General features: G+C 61.5%; 14 protein-coding genes and 3 pseudogenes. 8 read left to right on the top strand and 9 right to left on the bottom strand.

Annotated features, from left to right (window positions below; all coding sequences use genetic code 11):
* The first annotated feature begins 551 nt into the window (after positions 1-551).
* Positions 552-1,472 (top strand): hypothetical protein, encoded by a 921-nt coding sequence (locus HPS36_RS16005; protein ID WP_173230953.1) that lies wholly within the window; start codon positions 552-554, stop codon positions 1,470-1,472.
* A gap of 212 nt (positions 1,473-1,684) precedes the next feature.
* On the opposite strand, the pseudogene HPS36_RS16000 reads toward HPS36_RS16005, so the two are convergent.
* A pseudogene (locus HPS36_RS16000) lies at positions 1,685-1,904 on the bottom strand (transposase); the annotation flags it as partial.
* A 58-nt stretch (positions 1,905-1,962) separates the two neighbouring features.
* Between HPS36_RS16000 and HPS36_RS15995 the strand changes: the two are divergent.
* The 7 genes and pseudogenes from HPS36_RS15995 to HPS36_RS15965 form a co-directional block, all read left to right on the top strand.
* Positions 1,963-2,449: pseudogene (locus HPS36_RS15995) on the top strand (IS1595 family transposase); the annotation flags it as partial.
* A gap of 113 nt (positions 2,450-2,562) precedes the next feature.
* On the top strand, positions 2,563-4,173 hold the full coding sequence (locus HPS36_RS15990; protein ID WP_173230972.1) for an ABC transporter substrate-binding protein: 1,611 nt from the start codon (positions 2,563-2,565) through the stop codon (positions 4,171-4,173).
* 24 nt (positions 4,174-4,197) lie between these two features.
* Positions 4,198-5,145, top strand: coding sequence for a nickel ABC transporter permease (gene nikB, locus HPS36_RS15985; RefSeq protein ID WP_173230952.1), 948 nt, complete (start codon positions 4,198-4,200; stop codon positions 5,143-5,145).
* Positions 5,142-6,110 carry a nickel transporter permease gene (gene nikC / locus HPS36_RS15980; RefSeq protein ID WP_173230951.1) on the top strand — a complete coding sequence of 323 codons (969 nt, stop codon included), beginning with the start codon at positions 5,142-5,144 and terminating at the stop codon, positions 6,108-6,110. The genes nikB and nikC overlap by 4 nt, the downstream gene beginning before the upstream one ends.
* Positions 6,107-7,174, top strand: a complete 1,068-nt coding sequence (locus HPS36_RS15975; RefSeq protein ID WP_235681774.1) for an ABC transporter ATP-binding protein — start codon at positions 6,107-6,109, stop codon at positions 7,172-7,174. The genes nikC and HPS36_RS15975 overlap by 4 nt, the downstream gene beginning before the upstream one ends.
* Positions 7,171-8,163, top strand: coding sequence for an ABC transporter ATP-binding protein (locus tag HPS36_RS15970; protein ID WP_173230950.1), 993 nt, complete (start codon positions 7,171-7,173; stop codon positions 8,161-8,163). Before HPS36_RS15975 ends, HPS36_RS15970 begins: the two co-directional genes overlap by 4 nt.
* Positions 8,156-8,620 (top strand): hypothetical protein, encoded by a 465-nt coding sequence (locus HPS36_RS15965; protein WP_173230949.1) that lies wholly within the window; start codon positions 8,156-8,158, stop codon positions 8,618-8,620. Before HPS36_RS15970 ends, HPS36_RS15965 begins: the two co-directional genes overlap by 8 nt.
* Before the next feature lie 51 nt (positions 8,621-8,671).
* On the opposite strand, the gene HPS36_RS15960 is transcribed toward HPS36_RS15965, so the two are convergent.
* From HPS36_RS15960 to hutU, 8 genes and pseudogenes are all read right to left on the bottom strand, one after another.
* A complete protein-coding gene (locus HPS36_RS15960; RefSeq protein ID WP_268898309.1) occupies positions 8,672-8,854 on the bottom strand; it encodes a helix-turn-helix domain-containing protein in 183 nt (60 codons plus the stop codon).
* 18 nt (positions 8,855-8,872) lie between these two features.
* Positions 8,873-9,043, bottom strand: coding sequence for a hypothetical protein (locus HPS36_RS15955; protein WP_173230838.1), 171 nt, complete (start codon positions 9,041-9,043; stop codon positions 8,873-8,875).
* Positions 9,001-9,635: pseudogene (locus tag HPS36_RS15950) on the bottom strand (IS6 family transposase). Before HPS36_RS15950 ends, HPS36_RS15955 begins: the two are co-directional and overlap by 43 nt.
* A 481-nt stretch (positions 9,636-10,116) precedes the next feature.
* Positions 10,117-11,358 carry an MFS transporter gene (locus HPS36_RS15945; protein ID WP_173230948.1) on the bottom strand — a complete coding sequence of 414 codons (1,242 nt, stop codon included), beginning with the start codon at positions 11,356-11,358 and terminating at the stop codon, positions 10,117-10,119.
* Between the two features lie 162 nt (positions 11,359-11,520).
* Positions 11,521-13,086 (bottom strand): histidine ammonia-lyase, encoded by a 1,566-nt coding sequence (gene hutH / locus HPS36_RS15940; RefSeq protein WP_173230947.1) that lies wholly within the window; start codon positions 13,084-13,086, stop codon positions 11,521-11,523.
* Positions 13,079-14,305 (bottom strand): imidazolonepropionase, encoded by a 1,227-nt coding sequence (hutI, locus tag HPS36_RS15935; protein ID WP_173230946.1) that lies wholly within the window; start codon positions 14,303-14,305, stop codon positions 13,079-13,081. The genes hutH and hutI overlap by 8 nt, the downstream gene beginning before the upstream one ends.
* Positions 14,302-15,222: a formimidoylglutamase gene (hutG, locus tag HPS36_RS15930; protein WP_173230945.1), complete on the bottom strand. Its 921-nt coding sequence runs from the start codon at positions 15,220-15,222 to the stop codon at positions 14,302-14,304. The genes hutI and hutG overlap by 4 nt, the downstream gene beginning before the upstream one ends.
* On the bottom strand, positions 15,219-17,018 hold the full coding sequence (gene hutU / locus HPS36_RS15925; protein WP_173230944.1) for a urocanate hydratase: 1,800 nt from the start codon (positions 17,016-17,018) through the stop codon (positions 15,219-15,221). The genes hutG and hutU overlap by 4 nt, the downstream gene beginning before the upstream one ends.
* Between the last annotated feature and the right edge of the window lie 90 nt (positions 17,019-17,108).

Raw genomic sequence — 17,108 nt, 5'->3', positions numbered from 1 at the left:
GTATATAAGTAAAAGCTCACACTGTAATAAACTTCATTGAGTAGAAATGGCTCACCAGCCGAACAGCGGTACTGACTAGTTACCAAGTCTTACCCAACAAATTCGCAGTAGAGGCCATGTTGTTGGTTAAGCCGCTCGAAATCGAATACTCTCTTATGCTTAGCAATGAATGCGCCATCATAGTAGACAAACGAGATGTCGTTGCGATCGATATTCCGCTACGTTCTGTCCACTGAGGTACCCCTGATGTGGACTAGATCGACGTCAGATGTCGTGGGAAACGGTTCATGGCTCTCTTGATCGAGATATGACTCAATATCCGCAATTGGGTGCCCATCTTGGATGAACTGTTTGTAGTCCTCAAACGCGTCGTCGCGACCAGCGGGAAGGATCACGATTCCGGTCATATACTATTATAATCTCTTTCGGCTCTCAAATAGCTGGTCGGAGTAAGGATATAGTGGGTAGTCGGACAAGTAGAATTATGGAGAAATCCAGAGAATGTCAACACTTGCTGGAAATGTGTCCTCGCACCTAATCCCATCCTCACTATGACAACTGGGAAAACAGAATGGGAAAAGAGCCAACAAAGCCGCCTTGTAGATGAACGTGACCTACTCGCGGTAGTCGGCATAGGTTTAGCCTTCTTTGATGGTACTTCAAATTGGCCGGTTGTAGCCCTCTGTATTTTCCTTCTACTCATCGTTCACATCCGCTCAAGAGCAGTAACTGGACTCTCCAAAGAATCCGCGCAAGAACGCCTGTCAGTTACAAATCCGATCATGGTCTTCGGATCACTCTTAGTAATCTATTATATGGTAACTCTCGCGGTTGAACGGATCAATTATTCATCGACACTGATCGGGGATGTAGCCGTATTCTCAGCTCTGTGTATCTTGCTTGGACTCGGAATCCTGCTTGTGGAACACTATTCTAACAGTGAATATTTTGATTGGATGAGCGAACGTGCGCTGGATCGAGCGCGTTCAACAGAGAAAGAATTCTGGATTTGGATTGCGGGGGCATTCAAACGGTTCTCTCCTACAGATCTAACTGATGATGAACTAGATGCCGCAAAAAAGCAGAAACGAGCAAGACAGCGGCAGACCGATACACCATTCACTCCGCAACGTAGTGCGGATGACCCTCCTTCATTCACATGGCGCTACTGTTTCACGGTTCTCCGCGAGATTGTTCAGTGGAAACGGTCGCTCTCACTCGTCGTGGGGATTCTGTTTCTGCGGTTACAGAGTGTTCCATTGTGGATGTCGGTGCTTGGATCTGCTCTGATTTGGGTCGGGGCCTCAATCCTTGCAGATCACGTCAAATACTGGTACTTCTTCCGACCAGTCCGTGACGGTGTATTCCAGGAACTGGGAAGTAACACGCCGACACGCCGAATAATGAATCAGTTACAGTCGTACTGGGTGTCCAATCTCTTGTCCATTTGTGTCCTCTGGATCGTGTGGTAGTGTTGATCGGAACAGCACGTTCGGTACTTCTAAAATGCCGTATGTAGCACGATAGCTTCGACTGTTGTCGATTTGTTACATAAGAATTGATCGTAGGTTTCGTGTGAACGAACCCGAAAAACGCCCGTTATGGGTCTCTCGTGTCATCGAGTGGGCGTAATTAGCGCAATAATCACGACCAGAATCGGGTTACTGTGCGTTGTCCCTCCCTACCGATGGTGGCCGAAGATCGTGTCGGTGAGGTCATTAAAATACGTTTCACAGGCTTTACACCAGTACTGCTGAGCGTCTTTGCCTGTGGTTCCTCGCTTGACGATCTCGTTGCTTCCGCAGTGGACGCACGTCACCGTCTCGCCCGCTTCGGCGAGACGGTGACGTTCAAAAAATCGTTCACATGTATGGAAGGAAGACTTGAGCAGATTTCTCATCCATCGTTGACTGGTCGTTGATTCGCCAGCAAAATTGGTGTTACGACTTATCGGGATGAGCGTACGTGAAAACGGGGTCAGGAGCTATGAGTGCGACACCGTCGCGCTCGCGTAGCCTGTCTGCGCGCGGACGTGAAACATACGCTGAGGACAAGCTCTCTGTATTTGTACTCTCAGATCGTGGCAGCGGTGACTGGCACGTGATCGCGGCGAGCCGCGATGGAATCGAGGATTCGACTCCTGCCGGCCGACTGCCAGCAGGAGTCGTGGACTGTCTATAATGATGGCTTTCGGGCTTGCGAACGACATGACGAGGACGACGCGTTCACAGGCGAATACGTCGTCCACGGTGACGGTGAGTGTGTTGATGGATATGTTCACGTGAACATGTGCGAGAGCCACCGTCGCGTCAGCAACGCGTGGCTCTCGCCGCATCGAGGCGTCTCTCAAGACAGACTCATTCCATATTTCGGAGCGTTTCAGCTCTGCCGTGAGATGTTCCGTAAGTCGGGTGGTGAAGCGCTCAAAATCATCCTCGAAACGGTGCTGCGACTCAGCAACAATCTACGCCACAAAAGCGATCGTATCCGCAGCCGGGTTATAAATCATTCTCCATACGGGGGGTAAGGTTATTACCGGCAAGTTGGTTCTATTACTTTGTGATGCGAAAGAGATTATCACGCAGGAAATTACTGACGGGTATTGGTGTCGGGACGACCACCGCAATCGCGGGTTGTGCCAGCGGCCAAGACGATGAAACCGCATCAGACTCCTCGAGCGGTGGGGAGAACGACACCTCCACTGCGACGGGTGCCTCGGAGTCACAGCTTGCCGACGAGCTCACAGTTGCGCTCCCCACCGATCCCACGATGGGGGTCTGGTCGGTCTACGGCGGCGTCACACCGTACTATACCAACGTACTCGAACCGCTCATCTGGGTGAGTGACGAGATGGAACTGGTCCCGTGGCTCGCCTCCGACTGGGAGTCGACGGGTGAGAAGTCTTGGGAGTTCACTATCCGTGACGGTGTGACCTTCCACAACGGCGAGACGCTCACCGCCGAACACGTCGTTTGGTCGTTCGAGACCATTCTAAATGAGTGGTCCTACGCGCCCGGGTGGCTCCACATCAAGCCTGAGAACGTCACCGCGCTCGACGATCGAACCGTCGAGTTTGTGACGACAGACGTGTTCCCGACGTTCCCCGGGACGATCGCACACAACATGGTTGCGGTCCAGCATCCGGACCGGAGCCGCGATGATAAAACCGTCATCGGCACTGGCCCGTATCAGGTGGCCAACCGTGAGAAGGGACAGCGCGTCGAGACCGAGGCCTTCGACGACTACTGGAACGGTGAAGTCCGGATGCAGAACATGACCTTCAGGGTGATAACCGACCCGACCACTCGATCGCTGGCGCTCGAGAACAACGAAGTTGACGTGGCATACGCGCCGCCGAGTTCGAAGATCGATTCGCTCGAGCAGAACGAGAATACCTCCGTCAGCACGCAAACATCTCCAGGGGCGATGTACGTCGGGCTCCACAACTACAAGGCGCCGACTGACGACGTGAAGCTCCGGAAGGCGCTCAACCGGGCTACCTCCCAGGAGACGCTGGTGGAGACGATCCTCAACGGCATCGGCATCCCGGCCCGCGGCCCGATCGCGAAGTCGATCTACTGGTCCGGCCACGAGAGCCTGCCCGCGTACGAACGCGATGTGGAGAAGGCGTCGTCGCTCGTTGAGGAGTCCTCTTACGACGGCGAGACGCTCAACTTCCTGATCAACAATGCGACCCCCAGCGGGCGAACGATCGCGTCGGCGCTTCAAGAGTGGTACTCCGAGATCGGCGTCGATGTCGGTATCGAGCAGGTCGAGGAAGCCGCTTTCGAGGACGCCGTTCGCAACGGCGACGGCCACCTCGTGCTCGAGAGCTCCGGCTCCAACAGCGGGGCCGCTGACTACCTCATCTACGAGACGTTCCACTCCGAGGGCGACGTGAACGAGCGCCTCTACAACGAGAACGAGACGGGGGTCTACAACCCCGGCAGCGAAGTCGACACCATCATTGAGGAAGGGTTCCAGACCGGTGACCGTGACCAGAAAGAGCAGAAGTACGAGCAGGCCCTCCAGATCATCATGGAGGATGAAGCCGCCGTGGTCCCGCTCACTTACCAGGAGTACGTCGTCGGCAGCTACGCGGATGTCAACGGCCTCGACCTCCGACCGATCAACGAGATGGTTCGCTGGACCTCCACTGAGCACCTCGAATAACCGGCTTCGAGCGTACTTAAACAAATGCTACAATTTCTAATTCGACGGTCTGCGACGTTGTTACTGGTACTATTCGGCGTCTCAGTTATCACGTTCGGGCTGATGTTTGTGACGCCGGGTGATCCCGCCGAGACGATCATGCGCCAGCAGATGGGTGGCCAGTCGCCCTCTGAAGAGGCGGTCGAGGAGTTCCGGCAGGAGCACGGGCTAGACGACCCGCTCCCGATCCAGTACGTAAACTGGCTCGCCGACGTGGCCACCGGGGACCTCCGGGAGTCATACTTCCAAGAGACGAAGGTGAGTACGATGATACTGAACAGAGCGATACCGACACTTGAACTCGCAGTCGCGGGTATCGTCGTTGCTGTCGCGATCTCGATACCAGCGGGGATTATCAGTGCCATCCACCAGGGGCAACCACCTGACTACCTCAGCCAGTTTGGTGCGCTGCTCGGAATCTCGATGCCGAACTTCTGGTTGGGCTACCTGCTGATCATCATGTTCTCCGTCCACCTCGACATCTTCCCTGTCGCGGGGGTAGGGGGGTTGGATCACCTCGTGCTGCCCGCGCTCACCCTCGGGACGGGGATGGCGGCCATCATCACGCGGTTGATGCGGTCGTCGATGCTCGAGGTGCTCGACGAGGAGTACATCCAGACAGCACACTCGAAGGGGCTACGTGAACGCATCGTCGTCTACAAACACGCCCTCCGGAACGCGCTGATCCCAGTGATAACCATCATCGGGCTACAGTTCGGCTACGTGCTCAACGGCGCCGTCGTCATCGAAATCGTGTTCCAGCGGCCGGGGCTGGGGAACCTCCTCATCCAGTCGATCTTCAGCCGAGACTACCCGGTCGTGCAGGGAGTCGTGCTGGTGATCGGGGCTATCTTCGTGTTCACCAACTTCGCGGTCGACATCACCTACCGCTTTGTCGATCCGCGGATCTCCTTCGAGGGGGGGAACCAATGAGCGAGCACAGGGAGCGCAGCAGTTTCCATCCAGGGCGGATCGGCAAAGTCGCGCGATCGTTCTGGAACTCCAGAAAGACCAAGCAGTTCATCTCGAACCGGCTGAACCTGGCGGGGCTGTTCTTCGTGTCGCTGGTCGTGTTCGCGGCTGTGTTCGCGGCACCAATCAAGATCGTTGTCTTCGACTGGTCGATCCCGATCCAGCCGTTCTCAATCGCGCCCTACTCGCCGACCGAGCAAGACCTATTGAACCGACTCGCCGCCCCCTCGCTCGCCCACCCGATGGGAACAGACCAACTGGGTCGGGACATCTTCAGCCGGGTGCTGTACGGCGCGCGCATCTCGCTACGAATCGCCGTGACCGTCGTCGCGATCACGCTGTCCATCGGGACGGTCGTCGGTGTGACCGCGGGCTACTTCGGCGGCTGGATCGACGAGGCGCTGATGCGGCTAGTTGATGTCTTGCTGTCGTTCCCGGGGCTGCTGCTGGCGCTCGTCGTCGCCGGCATCCTCGGGCCCAGCCTCAACAACATCATGCTCGCCCTCGCGGTGGTGGGCTGGACGCAGTATGCCCGCGTCATCCGCGGGGAGACACTCTCGGTTAAGGAGAAGGAGTACATGCAGTCCGCCCAGCTCATGGGCGTCTCCACGCCGCGACTCCTGATTCGCCACGCCCTGCCGAACGTAGTCACGCCGGTCGTCGTCTTGGCGACGATGGACATGGCGTACGTGATTCTCGGTACTGCGGGGCTCTCCTTCCTCGGCCTCGGCGCGCAGCCGCCGACGCCCGAATGGGGGACGATGCTCGCGGGCGGCCGAGACTACGTCACGACCGCCTGGTGGATCGTCAACTTCCCTGGGCTGGCCATCATGATCCTGGTGCTTGGGTTCAATCTGCTCGGCGACGGGCTACGCGACGTGCTGGATCCGCGTGACGTGGGCAACGTGGAGGGGAAGGGCCTATGATGAGCGACGAGCCCGTCCTAGAGGTCGACAACCTCCACACGCAATTCAATACGCGCGAAGGGACCGTCCACGCCGTCGACGGCGTCTCCTTCACTGTCGACGAGGGAGAGATCGTGGGCATCGTCGGCGAGTCCGGCAGCGGGAAGTCCGTCAATGCGCTCTCGTTGGTCCGCCTCGAGGACCCTGGCACCATCACGGAGGGGTCGATCCGGTTCCGCGGGACCGAGATGACCGAGGCCGACGACCGAGCGATCCGCCGGATCCGGGGCGACGGGATGGCGATGGTGTTCCAGGACCCGATGGAGACGCTCAACCCCGTATTCCGCGTGGGCGAGCAGATCGAGGAATCGCTGAAGATCCATGAAAACCCGGGCTCTCAAAAATTGCTTGACTACCTGAACGTCCCGCTGTTCAGCGACAGCAACGAGCGCAAGGAGCGCCGCAACCGGGTGGCTGAACTGATGGAGCAGGTCGGGATTCCACATCCTCACGAGCGACTCGACGACTACCCACACGAGTTCTCCGGCGGGATGCGCCAGCGCGCGACGCTGGCGATCGCGCTGGCCCGCGAGCCCGACCTACTGATCGCCGACGAGCCGACGACAGCTCTGGACGTGACGATCCAGGCTGCGATCCTCGATCGGATCGAGGAGCTTCGAGACAAACTTGGGATGTCGGTCGTCCTGATCTCGCACGACTTCGGCGTCATCGCCGAGGTATGTGACCGTGTGCTGGTGATGTACGGCGGCGAGATCATGGAGTCGGGGACGACCGAACAGATCCTGACTAACCCGCAGCATCCGTACACGCGTGCGCTGCTCGACTGTATGCCACAGAACACCCAGCCCAAGGAGCCACTCCGGATCATCGACGGCCAGGTGCCGAACCTGAAGAACCCAGATACCGGCTGTATGTTCGCGCCGCGGTGTGAGCACGCAACCGAGGAGTGTCGTGGGAACGAGATACACGACCGGAACGTCGATGATGGCCACCGGGTGGCTTGCTGTAACCTCGGCAGTGTCGAGGGGCGAACGGGCGTCGAATCGGAGGAAAACCGCTCGTGAGCACGGAGCAGCCCCTCGTCGAGGCCGACGACATCTCGAAGGAGTTCCCGACCGATGACTCGGTGCTGGCTGAGTTGCTCGGCACGGGGAAGTACCTCCAGGCCGTCAACAGCGTCTCGCTGGCGATCAAACCGGGCGAGACGCTCGGCCTAGTGGGCGAGTCCGGCAGCGGGAAGTCGACGCTCGCCAACCTTGTGACGGGCCTACACGAGCCGACCGACGGCGAAGTCCGATTTGAGGGGGATCCGCTTCCGACGGCGACCCAGCGCGACCGGGCCACGCTGTCGGACATCGGGATGGTGTTCCAGAACCCGCGTGGGAGTCTCGACCCGCGGATCACCGTCCGAAAGGCGATCAAGGAGCCGATGCACGCCGCGGGCTGGAGCCGCGAGCGCCGCGAGGAACGCGCGAACCAACTGATGGAGATTGTCAACCTTCAGCAGAGCTTCGGCAGCCGCTACCCCTACGAGCTGTCAGGCGGGCAAGCCCAGCGAGTGGCGATCGCTCGTGCGATCGCGCTCGACCCGAAGCTGCTCGTGCTCGACGAGCCGGTGTCTGCGCTCGACGTGAGCGTCCAGGCGAAGATCCTGAACCTCCTCATTGAACTACAGGACGAACTCGACCTCACGTACCTGTTCATCGCCCACGACCTGAACGTCGTCGAGCACATCGCCGACCGGGTCGCGGTAATGTATCTGGGTGAAATAATGGAAAGTGGACCGACCCGACAGCTGTTCGAAAAACCGAGTCACCCGTACACCGAGACGCTGCTCTCGGCCATCCCGGAGGTCAAACCAGGGGGACGATCCGACCGCGTGGTCCTCACGAAGGACCCACCGAGCCCGGTCGACCCTCCCTCCGGCTGTGTGTTCCACACCCGTTGTCCGGACGCTGGAGACCGCTGTGCCGAGGAGGAGCCCACAGTGACGGAGATCGGCGACGCCGAGTCGCGTTGTCACTTCGCCGAGGAGGTGTACGAGCGTGGGTAACGACGACGAGATCTCGAAGGGTGACGACCCGGGACACGCACAGTCGACGGAGGACCTCAAATACCCGACACTCGAGTTCGAGGACGGGGGCATCGAGGCAAACGGGAGCTTCGACCTCAGTCGCGACGTGGACTACGACGAGATGGCCGACCTCGCCGAGGATCTCGCCGATGCACTCGGGAGCCACGACCTCGGCGTCTCGACACCCAACGGGTTCCTCACCCTTGGTGTCGGCCCGCAGGAAGTCGACGCCGTCTTCGAGCCCGGCGAGGACCATCGTGGGGAGCTGGAACTCACCTTCCGGTTGTCCGCGAAGGCCATGTTTGTCGCCGGAGACGAGGAGACACCCGCCGGCTCGCGGGGTGGGAAAGGGTTCGTGCCGCTCTCAATGCTCACGAGTGACCGCGAACTATATCGATGCTACAACTGGATCGACGAACCCGAAGAACCGGAGTAGCGCAGCGCTCTGGATTCTGTCCGTTTCGACGACAGTGGCGATGTCGAGGGGTCAGGCAAGGTGTTCGACGATGGCGTCGACGAGTTTCTGTTCCGTCTGGCGAATGTGGTTCTCGACGGTTTGTCGGTCGAGGTCGGACGATTCCGCGAGCTCTACCATCGTAATCTCCCGTGGTATCTCGTAGTCCCCCCGTTCCCACGCCGCGAGCAGTACCTCGTACTGTCGGGGAAAGATCCGGAACAGATAAGTCTCTCAGACGAGTGGCGATCCGGAAACTGGGACGTTGATAGTCCGCTCCGAGTCGACAGTCACCTCGAAGTCGTCGCTGAGGTCCCGGAAGAACTCCGTCAACCGCTGGCCTGCGAGTGCGAGCCTCGTGTTCAAATAAGCTGATTCCATGCGAACGCGAACGATCTCAGCCACTCGTCAGCCGTCTCTGCTTTGGCATTGCTAAAACAGTTCGAGAAACTGGTAGTTCTGCGTTTTATCTCACGAAAGACACGTTCGACGCTGTTCCGATTTCCATGTCGTTCGTATCTGAAATCGAGGTCATGTTTTTCACATGCTCGGTGAAGTGGAACCGCAGCATCAACGAGAAAGATCGCGTCATCCACGTCGTGTTTTTCACGGAGTTCTGCGAAAAACTGATCTGCGATCACGTTCGTTCTTGTCGGATTAAGCTTTGTGTGGAGTAAATCGTTTGATTCGGGATCGACGGCGGCGTACAGCCAATACTGTTCATCGTCAAGCTGAATCACAGTTTCATCGACCGCAACGTGATTCGGACTTCGACCAGATTCCGGCTGTAGATCGGCCTTGTGAACCCAGTTATGAACAGTGGATCGAACCCGATTAACACCAAATACCTCAAGAAACGAACAGTATTCGAAAGAGATAATCCAGCAAGGTGGACCTGAATACTGAACTTCATCAACAGACGCGGTGTTGCCTCTCGCTCCACAAACTCTAAGTTGATCTCGTCTAAACAGCCGCTGAGGCGGTCGTTTTCGGGCATAAGTTACTTTGAAAACGTACCGCCTCACCTTCAAACCTTATCTGAACACCGTCAGTGCGAGCACCCGTACGCATTTCATACCCCTCCCATACCGTATCGGTGGGGGAGGAGGCAGCCGTGGCGCTGGACGTATGCCTCGATGTACCCCTCCTCGTGTTACTTCATCCAGTCCTGCGTGATAATGAATTGCTCGTCGTCGTGGACTCGGTCCTAGCTCCCGACCCGGTGTTCGACGTAATCGACAAGCCCGTCGACGGGGGCGTGGACCCGGAGCACATAATAGTGCTCGTTACCCCAGATCTCTATCGTCGCGTCGTTTTCGGCCGTCGCTGCGGCGCACGCAGTGTCTCGACGATCCGTATCGTCGTCTCATACGTAGTCGAGGTTGCTAGGTGTTTACAAATAAAAACCACCATCGGAACAGTGATGGGTAGCCATCGATCAGCCCGCCGCCAAGTCAGAACGAACCACCTTCGCTGTCTCACCGACTGTGAACCGTCTGGTCGTTCACCGGGCTCTCCCACAGGAGGATCAGCGCCGAGCCGACGATGAGGACGCCGCCCCCGATCCCCAGCGCGAACAGCGGGGAAACGTAGTCCGAGAGCACGCCGCTCCCGAGCTGGAACGGGACGACTGCCAACCCGCTCACCATTGCCATCGCGCTCAAGATAGTCGCCCGACCGAGCGTCTCGATCCGGTTGTTGACGTACTGCCCGGCGAACGAGCGTGTCACGTCCGAGACCCCTCGGGCGACGAGGAAGAGCGGGAGGGCGAGCACTGGCACGAAGTACATTCCCACTAACGCGGCGCCGATGAGGAACGGGAGGAACAGGAACCACGTCCGGATACCGAGATGCTCCTTTATTAAACCGGTGTAGTAACTGAGCACCGCGCCGACAAGATTGTACGCCGCGTAGAACCAGCCGAGTAATGATTCGACCTGTGCTGGTGAGACGCCGAGGTCAACGACTACGGTCTCAAATATCGGCTGGAGGAAGACGAACACCAGATACGTCACCGCAGCGTACAGGACATAGTAGTACAGAATAAACGCACGAAGGTTCCGCTGTGTCAGCGCCTCTCTGACGATCTCGACCGTTCGTCTGAAGCTCAACTCGTCACTCTCCGACTGCTTGTACGTCTCCGGATCGTCGAGGGTCAGCAGCACGATCGACCCGACACCAGTGACTGCGGCGGCGACGAACCACGGGTACGAGAGGTCGATACTCCCGAGATAGCCGCCGACGACAGCCGCACCCGCACCGACGCCGAGGGCCGCCGACTCTCCCCGCCCCCGAACGCGGGCGAACTCTCTCTCCGAGAGTTCGTCCGTGAGCGTATCGTACAACCACGCGTCTTCGCTCCCGGATCTGAAGTTGTAACCCCCCGACCAGAACACGTAGAGGACGGCCAGCGAGAGAAACGTGTTCGCGAGTCCGATTCCAAGCAGTGTCACCGAAATCAGGACGGTCCCGATCAGGAGGCTGTTGCGTCGACCGACGCGGTCGCCGATGTAGCCAGTGGGAATCTCCCCGAGCAGCGTCGTGAGATTGTAGATGGCCTCGAGGATCGCGATCTGCGTGAAGTTGAGCCCCTGGGCGAGCAAAAAGAGATACATGATCGGCCGGTAGAACTCGACCGACTTCGTCGCCTTGTACAGATAGTACTTCAGTACCGGACCGCTTGGGAGGCTCCCTCTGGCAGACAGGACAGGCATACTCATTGGGCATGACTCCAGACGGTGTGTTTAATTGGTTTCTGTTATTCAGTTACCGTCATAACGTAATAAGAGCACGTTAGAGTCCTCGACGAAGTCGTATCGACATCGACTACGGTGAAAAATGAAGTTTGGACACTACCTACACCGATTACTCGCGGTCCAGGTTCAATCCTCCGAGAGTCGCTGGGTGAGGTGGGTCTCGAGATCACCACGCTGGATCAGGTCTGCGACCACCGCGACATCATCGTCCAGGGGTCGGTCACCGTCCCACTGGCGCACCGTCGAACGAAGGAGTTCGCGGACGGTCCCCGTTCCAGCCCCGTGTGCGAGCCCGTCGTCGACGAACTCACTCGCACGAGTCCCGGCGAGGAGTTCGACGGCGACGACGGTCACCGCGTTCTCGACGGCGGTTCTCGCGTGGAGCGCACTCTGGCCGCTCATGCTCACATGGTCCTCCTGCCCTCCGCTGACCGGCGTGTTGTCCGTCGACGGCGACCCTAGCGACCTGAGTTCGTTCACGAGCGATGCCGCGGTGTACTGGGCGATCATGAAACCCGACTCCAGACCCGGGTTGTTCGCGAGATACGGCGTCAGGTGGTCCTCCTGTAGGTTCGGGTCGAGCATCCGGTTTGTCCGTCGCTCCGAGATGGTGGCAAGCTCGGTCAGCGCGTTGACGGCGTAATCGAGCCGTAGCGCGAGCGGTTCGCCGTGGAAGTTCCCCCCAGAGAGGACCGCCACAGACTCGCCTCCGCTCGACCGGCTGTCCACGCGGTCCGAGGAAAAGACGAGCGGGTTGTCCGTCGCGCTGTTCAGCTCCGTCTCCACGGCCGACCGCAGGTGGCCGACTGCGTCGCGGACAGCGCCGTGGACCTGCGGGAGACACCGGACGGAGTAGGCGTCCTGGACCCGGTCACAGTTGCGGTGGGACTCGACGATTTCGGAGCCGGCCGTCAACCGCTTGATCCGCTCGGCAGTCGCGCGCTGGCCGTCGTGCGGGCGAACCGCCTGGATCGCGGCGTCACAGCTCGCGGTCGTGCCCATCGTCACCTCCGTTGTCAGGGCGCCGGCGGCGTCGGCCGCCTCGAGGACGCGGTCGGCGTCGACGACGAACAGTGCCGCGAGCCCGGTCGTCAGTTGTGTTCCGTTGATGAGTGCCAACCCCTCCTTCGGTTCGAGTTCGAGTGGGTCGAGGCCCGCCTGCACCAACGCGGTCTCGCCGTCGACGTGGTCGTCGCCGTCGAGCACCTCGCCCTCGCCGAGGAGGACGAGCGACATGTGGGCCAGGGGGGCGAGGTCGCCGCTTGCGCCGAGACTCCCGCGCGACCGGACGGCCGGGTTGACACCCTCGTTCAACATCGTCACGAGGTGGTCCACGACGACCTCACGGATACCCGAGTAGCCCTTCACCAGCGAGTTCACGCGCGAAACCATCATCGCCCGGACCTCCTCGGGCGTCAGGTACCGTCCGGCCCCGGAGGCGTGGCTACGGATCAGGTTCGTCTGGAGACTCCGGATGTCGTCGTCCGGAATTCGCTCGTTGACGAGGGAGCCGAAGCCGGTGTTCAGCCCGTACACCGCCTCGTCGGTCGCCATAACGTCCTCGACGCGGGCCCGCGACTCGCGGAGACGCTCACGGGCTGACTCGGCGACGTTCACCGTCGCCCCGTCCCGTGCAACCGCTTCCACCGCTGCCGGCGTCAGCGACCCGCCGTCGAGAATTACGTCACTCATGGACCACACGACCTCCCTTGATCACCGTGTCGACGGTGTTCACGCCGAAGTTATAGGGGACGTGGACTGCGGTCGGCGCGTCGACGACCGCGACGTCGGCAGGCGCGCCCTCCCGGAGTGTCCCGAGCCCGTCCGAGCGGTTCAGCGCGCGGGCCCCGCCCACGGTCGCGGCGGCCAATGCGTCCATCGGCGGTAGCTTCATCCCGACGCAGGCGAGCGTGCTCGCGAAGCCCATGCTCTGTGCGTAGCAGTTGGGGTTGAGGTCAGACGCGATCGCGATCGCGGGTGCGTCGACCCCCATCTCGTCGGCGACCGCGAGGAACTCGTCCGCGTGGGCGTACTCGGTGTCCAGTCCGAACGCTGTTCCCGGGAGGAACACCGGCGTGACGCCCGCCTCATAGAGGGCTTCGACGTCCTCACGGGTCGCCATCAGCAGGTGGTCCGCGCTCGCGGCGCCGACATCCGCGGCCAGCTGTGCCGCGCCGGTCCGGACAAGCTCCTCGGCGTGGATCTTCGGCGTCAGCCCGTACTCGGCGCCGGCTTCGAGGACACGCCGGGATTGCTCGACGGTGAATGCCCCCTCGTCGCAAAACACGTCGTTGAACGACGCGACGCCTTGCTCGGTGACGGCCGGCAGGAACTCGTCGACTACTCGATCCACGTACTCGTCGGCGTCTTCCTGCCGGGGGACTGCGTGGGCGCCCATGAACGTCGCGACCACGTCGACCGGGTGGCGGTCGTCCGCCTCGGCGATCACGTCGAGCATCAGCAACTCGATGTCGAGGTCGAGCCCGTAGCCGGACTTCACCTCGACCGTCGTCGTCCCGTGGGCCAGCAGCACGTCGAGTTCGGCGAGGAGGTTGTCGAGCAGCGTCTCCCGCGAGGCCTCGCGGACTGCCTCCACAGTCCGGTGGATGCCGCCACCCTCGGCCAGGATCTCCTGGTACGTCTTCCCCCGCAATTTCGCCGCGAACTCGTCGGACCGGTCCCCGGCGAACAGCGCGTGGGTGTGCGAGTCGACGAACCCCGGGATCACAGCGCGTCCCGACGCATCGACCGTTCGGGACGCGTTCTCGCGGGGATACTCTCGCTCGATCTCGGTCGCCGGCCCAGTGGCCACCACCTCGCCGTCGTCGACGACCACGCTCGCGTTCTCGAGCTGTTCGTCCGGGTCGACAAGAACCTCGCTGGCGTCGTGGAGCAGGAGGTCGACCGTCATCGGTCCACCCCCGCGAGGAACTGCGCGATCGCTCTAGCGGCTGCGGTCACCGTCCGCCCGTCGCGATCCAGCGGCGGTGCACACTCGACGACCTCGAACCCGGCGACCCGGTCGTCGGCCGCGAGTCGCCCGAGGACGGCGAACAGCTCCCGTGACGTGAGCCTGCCGGGCGTCGGCGCGCTCACGCCAGGGGCCGCCGCGGCGTCCAACACGTCCACGTCGAGGCTGACATAGACGGTGTCGACGGCGGCGAGTTTCGACAGCACCGTCGCCGCGGCATCCTCCGGACCGTCGCCGACTGCCGGGGCTGAGTGAATTTCTCCGCCCTGCTCGCGGAGGTACTCGTGGTAGCGCGTGCTCGTCTCGAAGTGGCGGGCGCCGAGGACGGCCAGCGAGTCGAGGCCGCGGTCGAACAGCTGGCGGTACGGCGTCCCGCTCGTCGGCCCGTCCCGGATCTTCCGGCAGTCGAGGTGGGCGTCCAGACTGACGACGCCGACAGAATCTCTCGACAGGAGGGGTGCGACGTTGGGCACCGTCACCGAGTTGTCGCCGCCGAGGAACACCGGAAGGGTGTCGGCGTCGTGCAGCGGCGCGACCGCCGACTCGACCGCCCGCTGTACGTCCGACACGGAGTCCGTCCAGTCAGCGTCCACGTTGCCCATGTCACCCACACAGTCGATCGGTCCCCCCTCGAAGTGGTGGGTCTTCGTCGCGGCGAGGGCGTCGCGGATCGCTGCCGGCCCCTCGCGAGCCCCAGTCCGACCGACGACGGCTCCGTCGTACGGCTCGCCGAGGAGGACGGCGTCGTACTCGTCGGCATCCTCAACGGTGGTCGAGCGCACGATGTCGCCGAACTGTTCGTCGTTGGGGTCCGACGACGGCCTCTGCCACGGCTCGGGGTCGGTGAATCCAGTCATGAGTCGGGGAGGGGCACGTGAACGTTCGATCGGTCGGCCTCGTCCATCGCCTCCTCGTACCCGGCGTCGGCGTGGCGGATCACGCCCATGCCCGGGTCCGTCGTGAACACGCGTTCGGCCTTCTCAGCAGCCAGATCAGTGCCGTCCAGGACGACGTGGTTATTGGCGTGGATGGCGTTGCCGATGCCGACGCCGCCGCCGTCGTGGACGCTGACGATGTCAGCGCCCGCGGCCGTGTTCAGCAGCGCGTTCAGGATCGGCCAGTCCGCGACCGCGTCGGTGCCGTCGTTCATCGCCTCGGTCTCCCGGTTGGGGCTGGCGACGCTGCCGGCGTCGAGGTGGTCCCGCGTCACGACGATCGGGCCCGCGATCTCCCCCTCCCGCACGAGTTCGTTGATCCGGAGCGCGAACCGGGCCCGTTCGGTCAGCCGCTCCTTGTCGCCGGCGGTTTCACCGCCTCCGTTTCGAGACGCCACCGGCGTCTCGCTCGCCCCGTAGCCGAGCCAGCACACGCGGCTGGGGAGGCCCTGGAACTGGACGCGCTCCTGTGCGAGATCGATCCAGCGGTGGAGCGCCGACTTCTCCGGGAACAGTTCCTTGACCGCCTCGTCCGTCCGGTAGATGTCCTCCTCCTCGCCCGACAGCGCGAGCCAGCGGAACGGGCCCTTCCCCTGGCAGAACAGCGGCCGGATGTACTCCGGGACGAATCCCGGGAAGTCGAACGGATCGTGTTCGGTCCCCGTCGACGTGGTCACCGACCCGCGGTGGTCCTCGACCTGGCCGCGGATGTTGTTGCCGTATTCGAACGCGATGGCGCCGCGGTCCTGCATCTCGAGGATTGCTGCGACGTGGCGGGCCATCGTGTCCATGCTCTTCTTGACGTAGGTGTCGGGGTCGGATTGGCGGAGTTCGTCGGCCTCGTCGACGGTGTAGCCGGCCGGGTAGTACCCCTCGAGTTCGTCGTGGGCCGATGTCTGGTCCGTGACGATATCGGGGACGAACCCGCGCTCAAGCATTCCCTCGAGCATGTCTGCGGCATTCATGTGAACGCCGACGCTGTAAGCCTCCCCGCGCTCGGCGGCGGCCGACGCTGCCTCGATAGCCTCGTCGAGGTCGTCGGTCTTCTCTTGGACGTAACCGGTCTCGAGCCGTCGGTCGATGCGGTCCTCGTCGACTTCGGCGGCGATGCAGACGCCATGGTTCATTGTCACGGCCAGCGGCTGGGCCCCGCCCATGCCGCCGAGCCCCCCGGTGGCGACGATGGCTCCCTCGAGGGTGCCGTCGAAGTGCTCGCGGCCCGCGGTCGCCAGCGTCTCGTAGGTCCCCTGGATGATGCCCTGTGTTCCGATGTAGGCCCACGAGCCGGCGGTCATCTGCCCGTACATGATCTTCCCTTCGGCCTCCAGTTCGTGGAAGTGGTCCCAGTTGTCCCAGTTGCCGACGAGGTTCGAGTTCGCGATAAGTACCCGCGGCGCGCGCTCGTGGGTCGTGAACTTCCCGACCGGCTTGCCCGATTGGACGAGTAACGTCTCCTCGTCGGCGAGGTTCCGGAATTCTTCGAGGAGGGCGTCGTAAGCGTCCCAGGACCGCGCCGCTCGGCCTGTCCCGCCGTAGACGACGAGGTTCTCGGGGTCCTCGGCGACTTCTGGGTCGAGGTTGTTGTTCAGCAGTCGCAACGCCGCCTCCTGGCGCCAGCCCTCGCACTCGATATCGGTGCCGGTCGGCGCGCCCTGATACGTTCGCCACTGGTCGCTCGGGTCACCGATCCGGTTCTCCCTGCCGGAGGATTCGTCCATGAATACCCCCACCTTGGGGAGACAGAACAATGGGCACACACTCTCCCTGTGGAGATGTGTTTAAGAATGAGAGCCGGCTGCGCCGCAGAG

It is taken from the genome of Halorubrum salinarum, assembly GCF_013267195.1.
In the GTDB taxonomy this organism is placed as follows: Archaea; Halobacteriota; Halobacteria; order Halobacteriales; family Haloferacaceae; genus Halorubrum; species Halorubrum salinarum.
Note: the sequence above shows the minus strand (reverse complement) of the source record. Positions and strands in the feature narration are given on the sequence as shown.

What these genes read in the sequence shown, in the direction of transcription:
- HPS36_RS16005 (WP_173230953.1), top strand. Translation starts at nt 552, where the DNA reads ATGACAACTGGGAAAACAGAATGGGAAAAGAGCCAACAAAGCCGCCTT.
- HPS36_RS15990 (WP_173230972.1), top strand. Translation starts at nt 2,563, where the DNA reads ATGCGAAAGAGATTATCACGCAGGAAATTACTGACGGGTATTGGTGTC.
- nikB (WP_173230952.1), top strand. Translation starts at nt 4,198, where the DNA reads ATGCTACAATTTCTAATTCGACGGTCTGCGACGTTGTTACTGGTACTA.
- nikC (WP_173230951.1), top strand. Translation starts at nt 5,142, where the DNA reads ATGAGCGAGCACAGGGAGCGCAGCAGTTTCCATCCAGGGCGGATCGGC.
- HPS36_RS15975 (WP_235681774.1), top strand. Translation starts at nt 6,107, where the DNA reads ATGATGAGCGACGAGCCCGTCCTAGAGGTCGACAACCTCCACACGCAA.
- HPS36_RS15945 (WP_173230948.1), bottom strand. Translation starts at nt 11,358, where the DNA reads ATGAGTATGCCTGTCCTGTCTGCCAGAGGGAGCCTCCCAAGCGGTCCG.
- hutH (WP_173230947.1), bottom strand. Translation starts at nt 13,086, where the DNA reads ATGAGTGACGTAATTCTCGACGGCGGGTCGCTGACGCCGGCAGCGGTG.
- hutI (WP_173230946.1), bottom strand. Translation starts at nt 14,305, where the DNA reads ATGACGGTCGACCTCCTGCTCCACGACGCCAGCGAGGTTCTTGTCGAC.
- hutG (WP_173230945.1), bottom strand. Translation starts at nt 15,222, where the DNA reads ATGACTGGATTCACCGACCCCGAGCCGTGGCAGAGGCCGTCGTCGGAC.
- hutU (WP_173230944.1), bottom strand. Translation starts at nt 17,018, where the DNA reads ATGGACGAATCCTCCGGCAGGGAGAACCGGATCGGTGACCCGAGCGAC.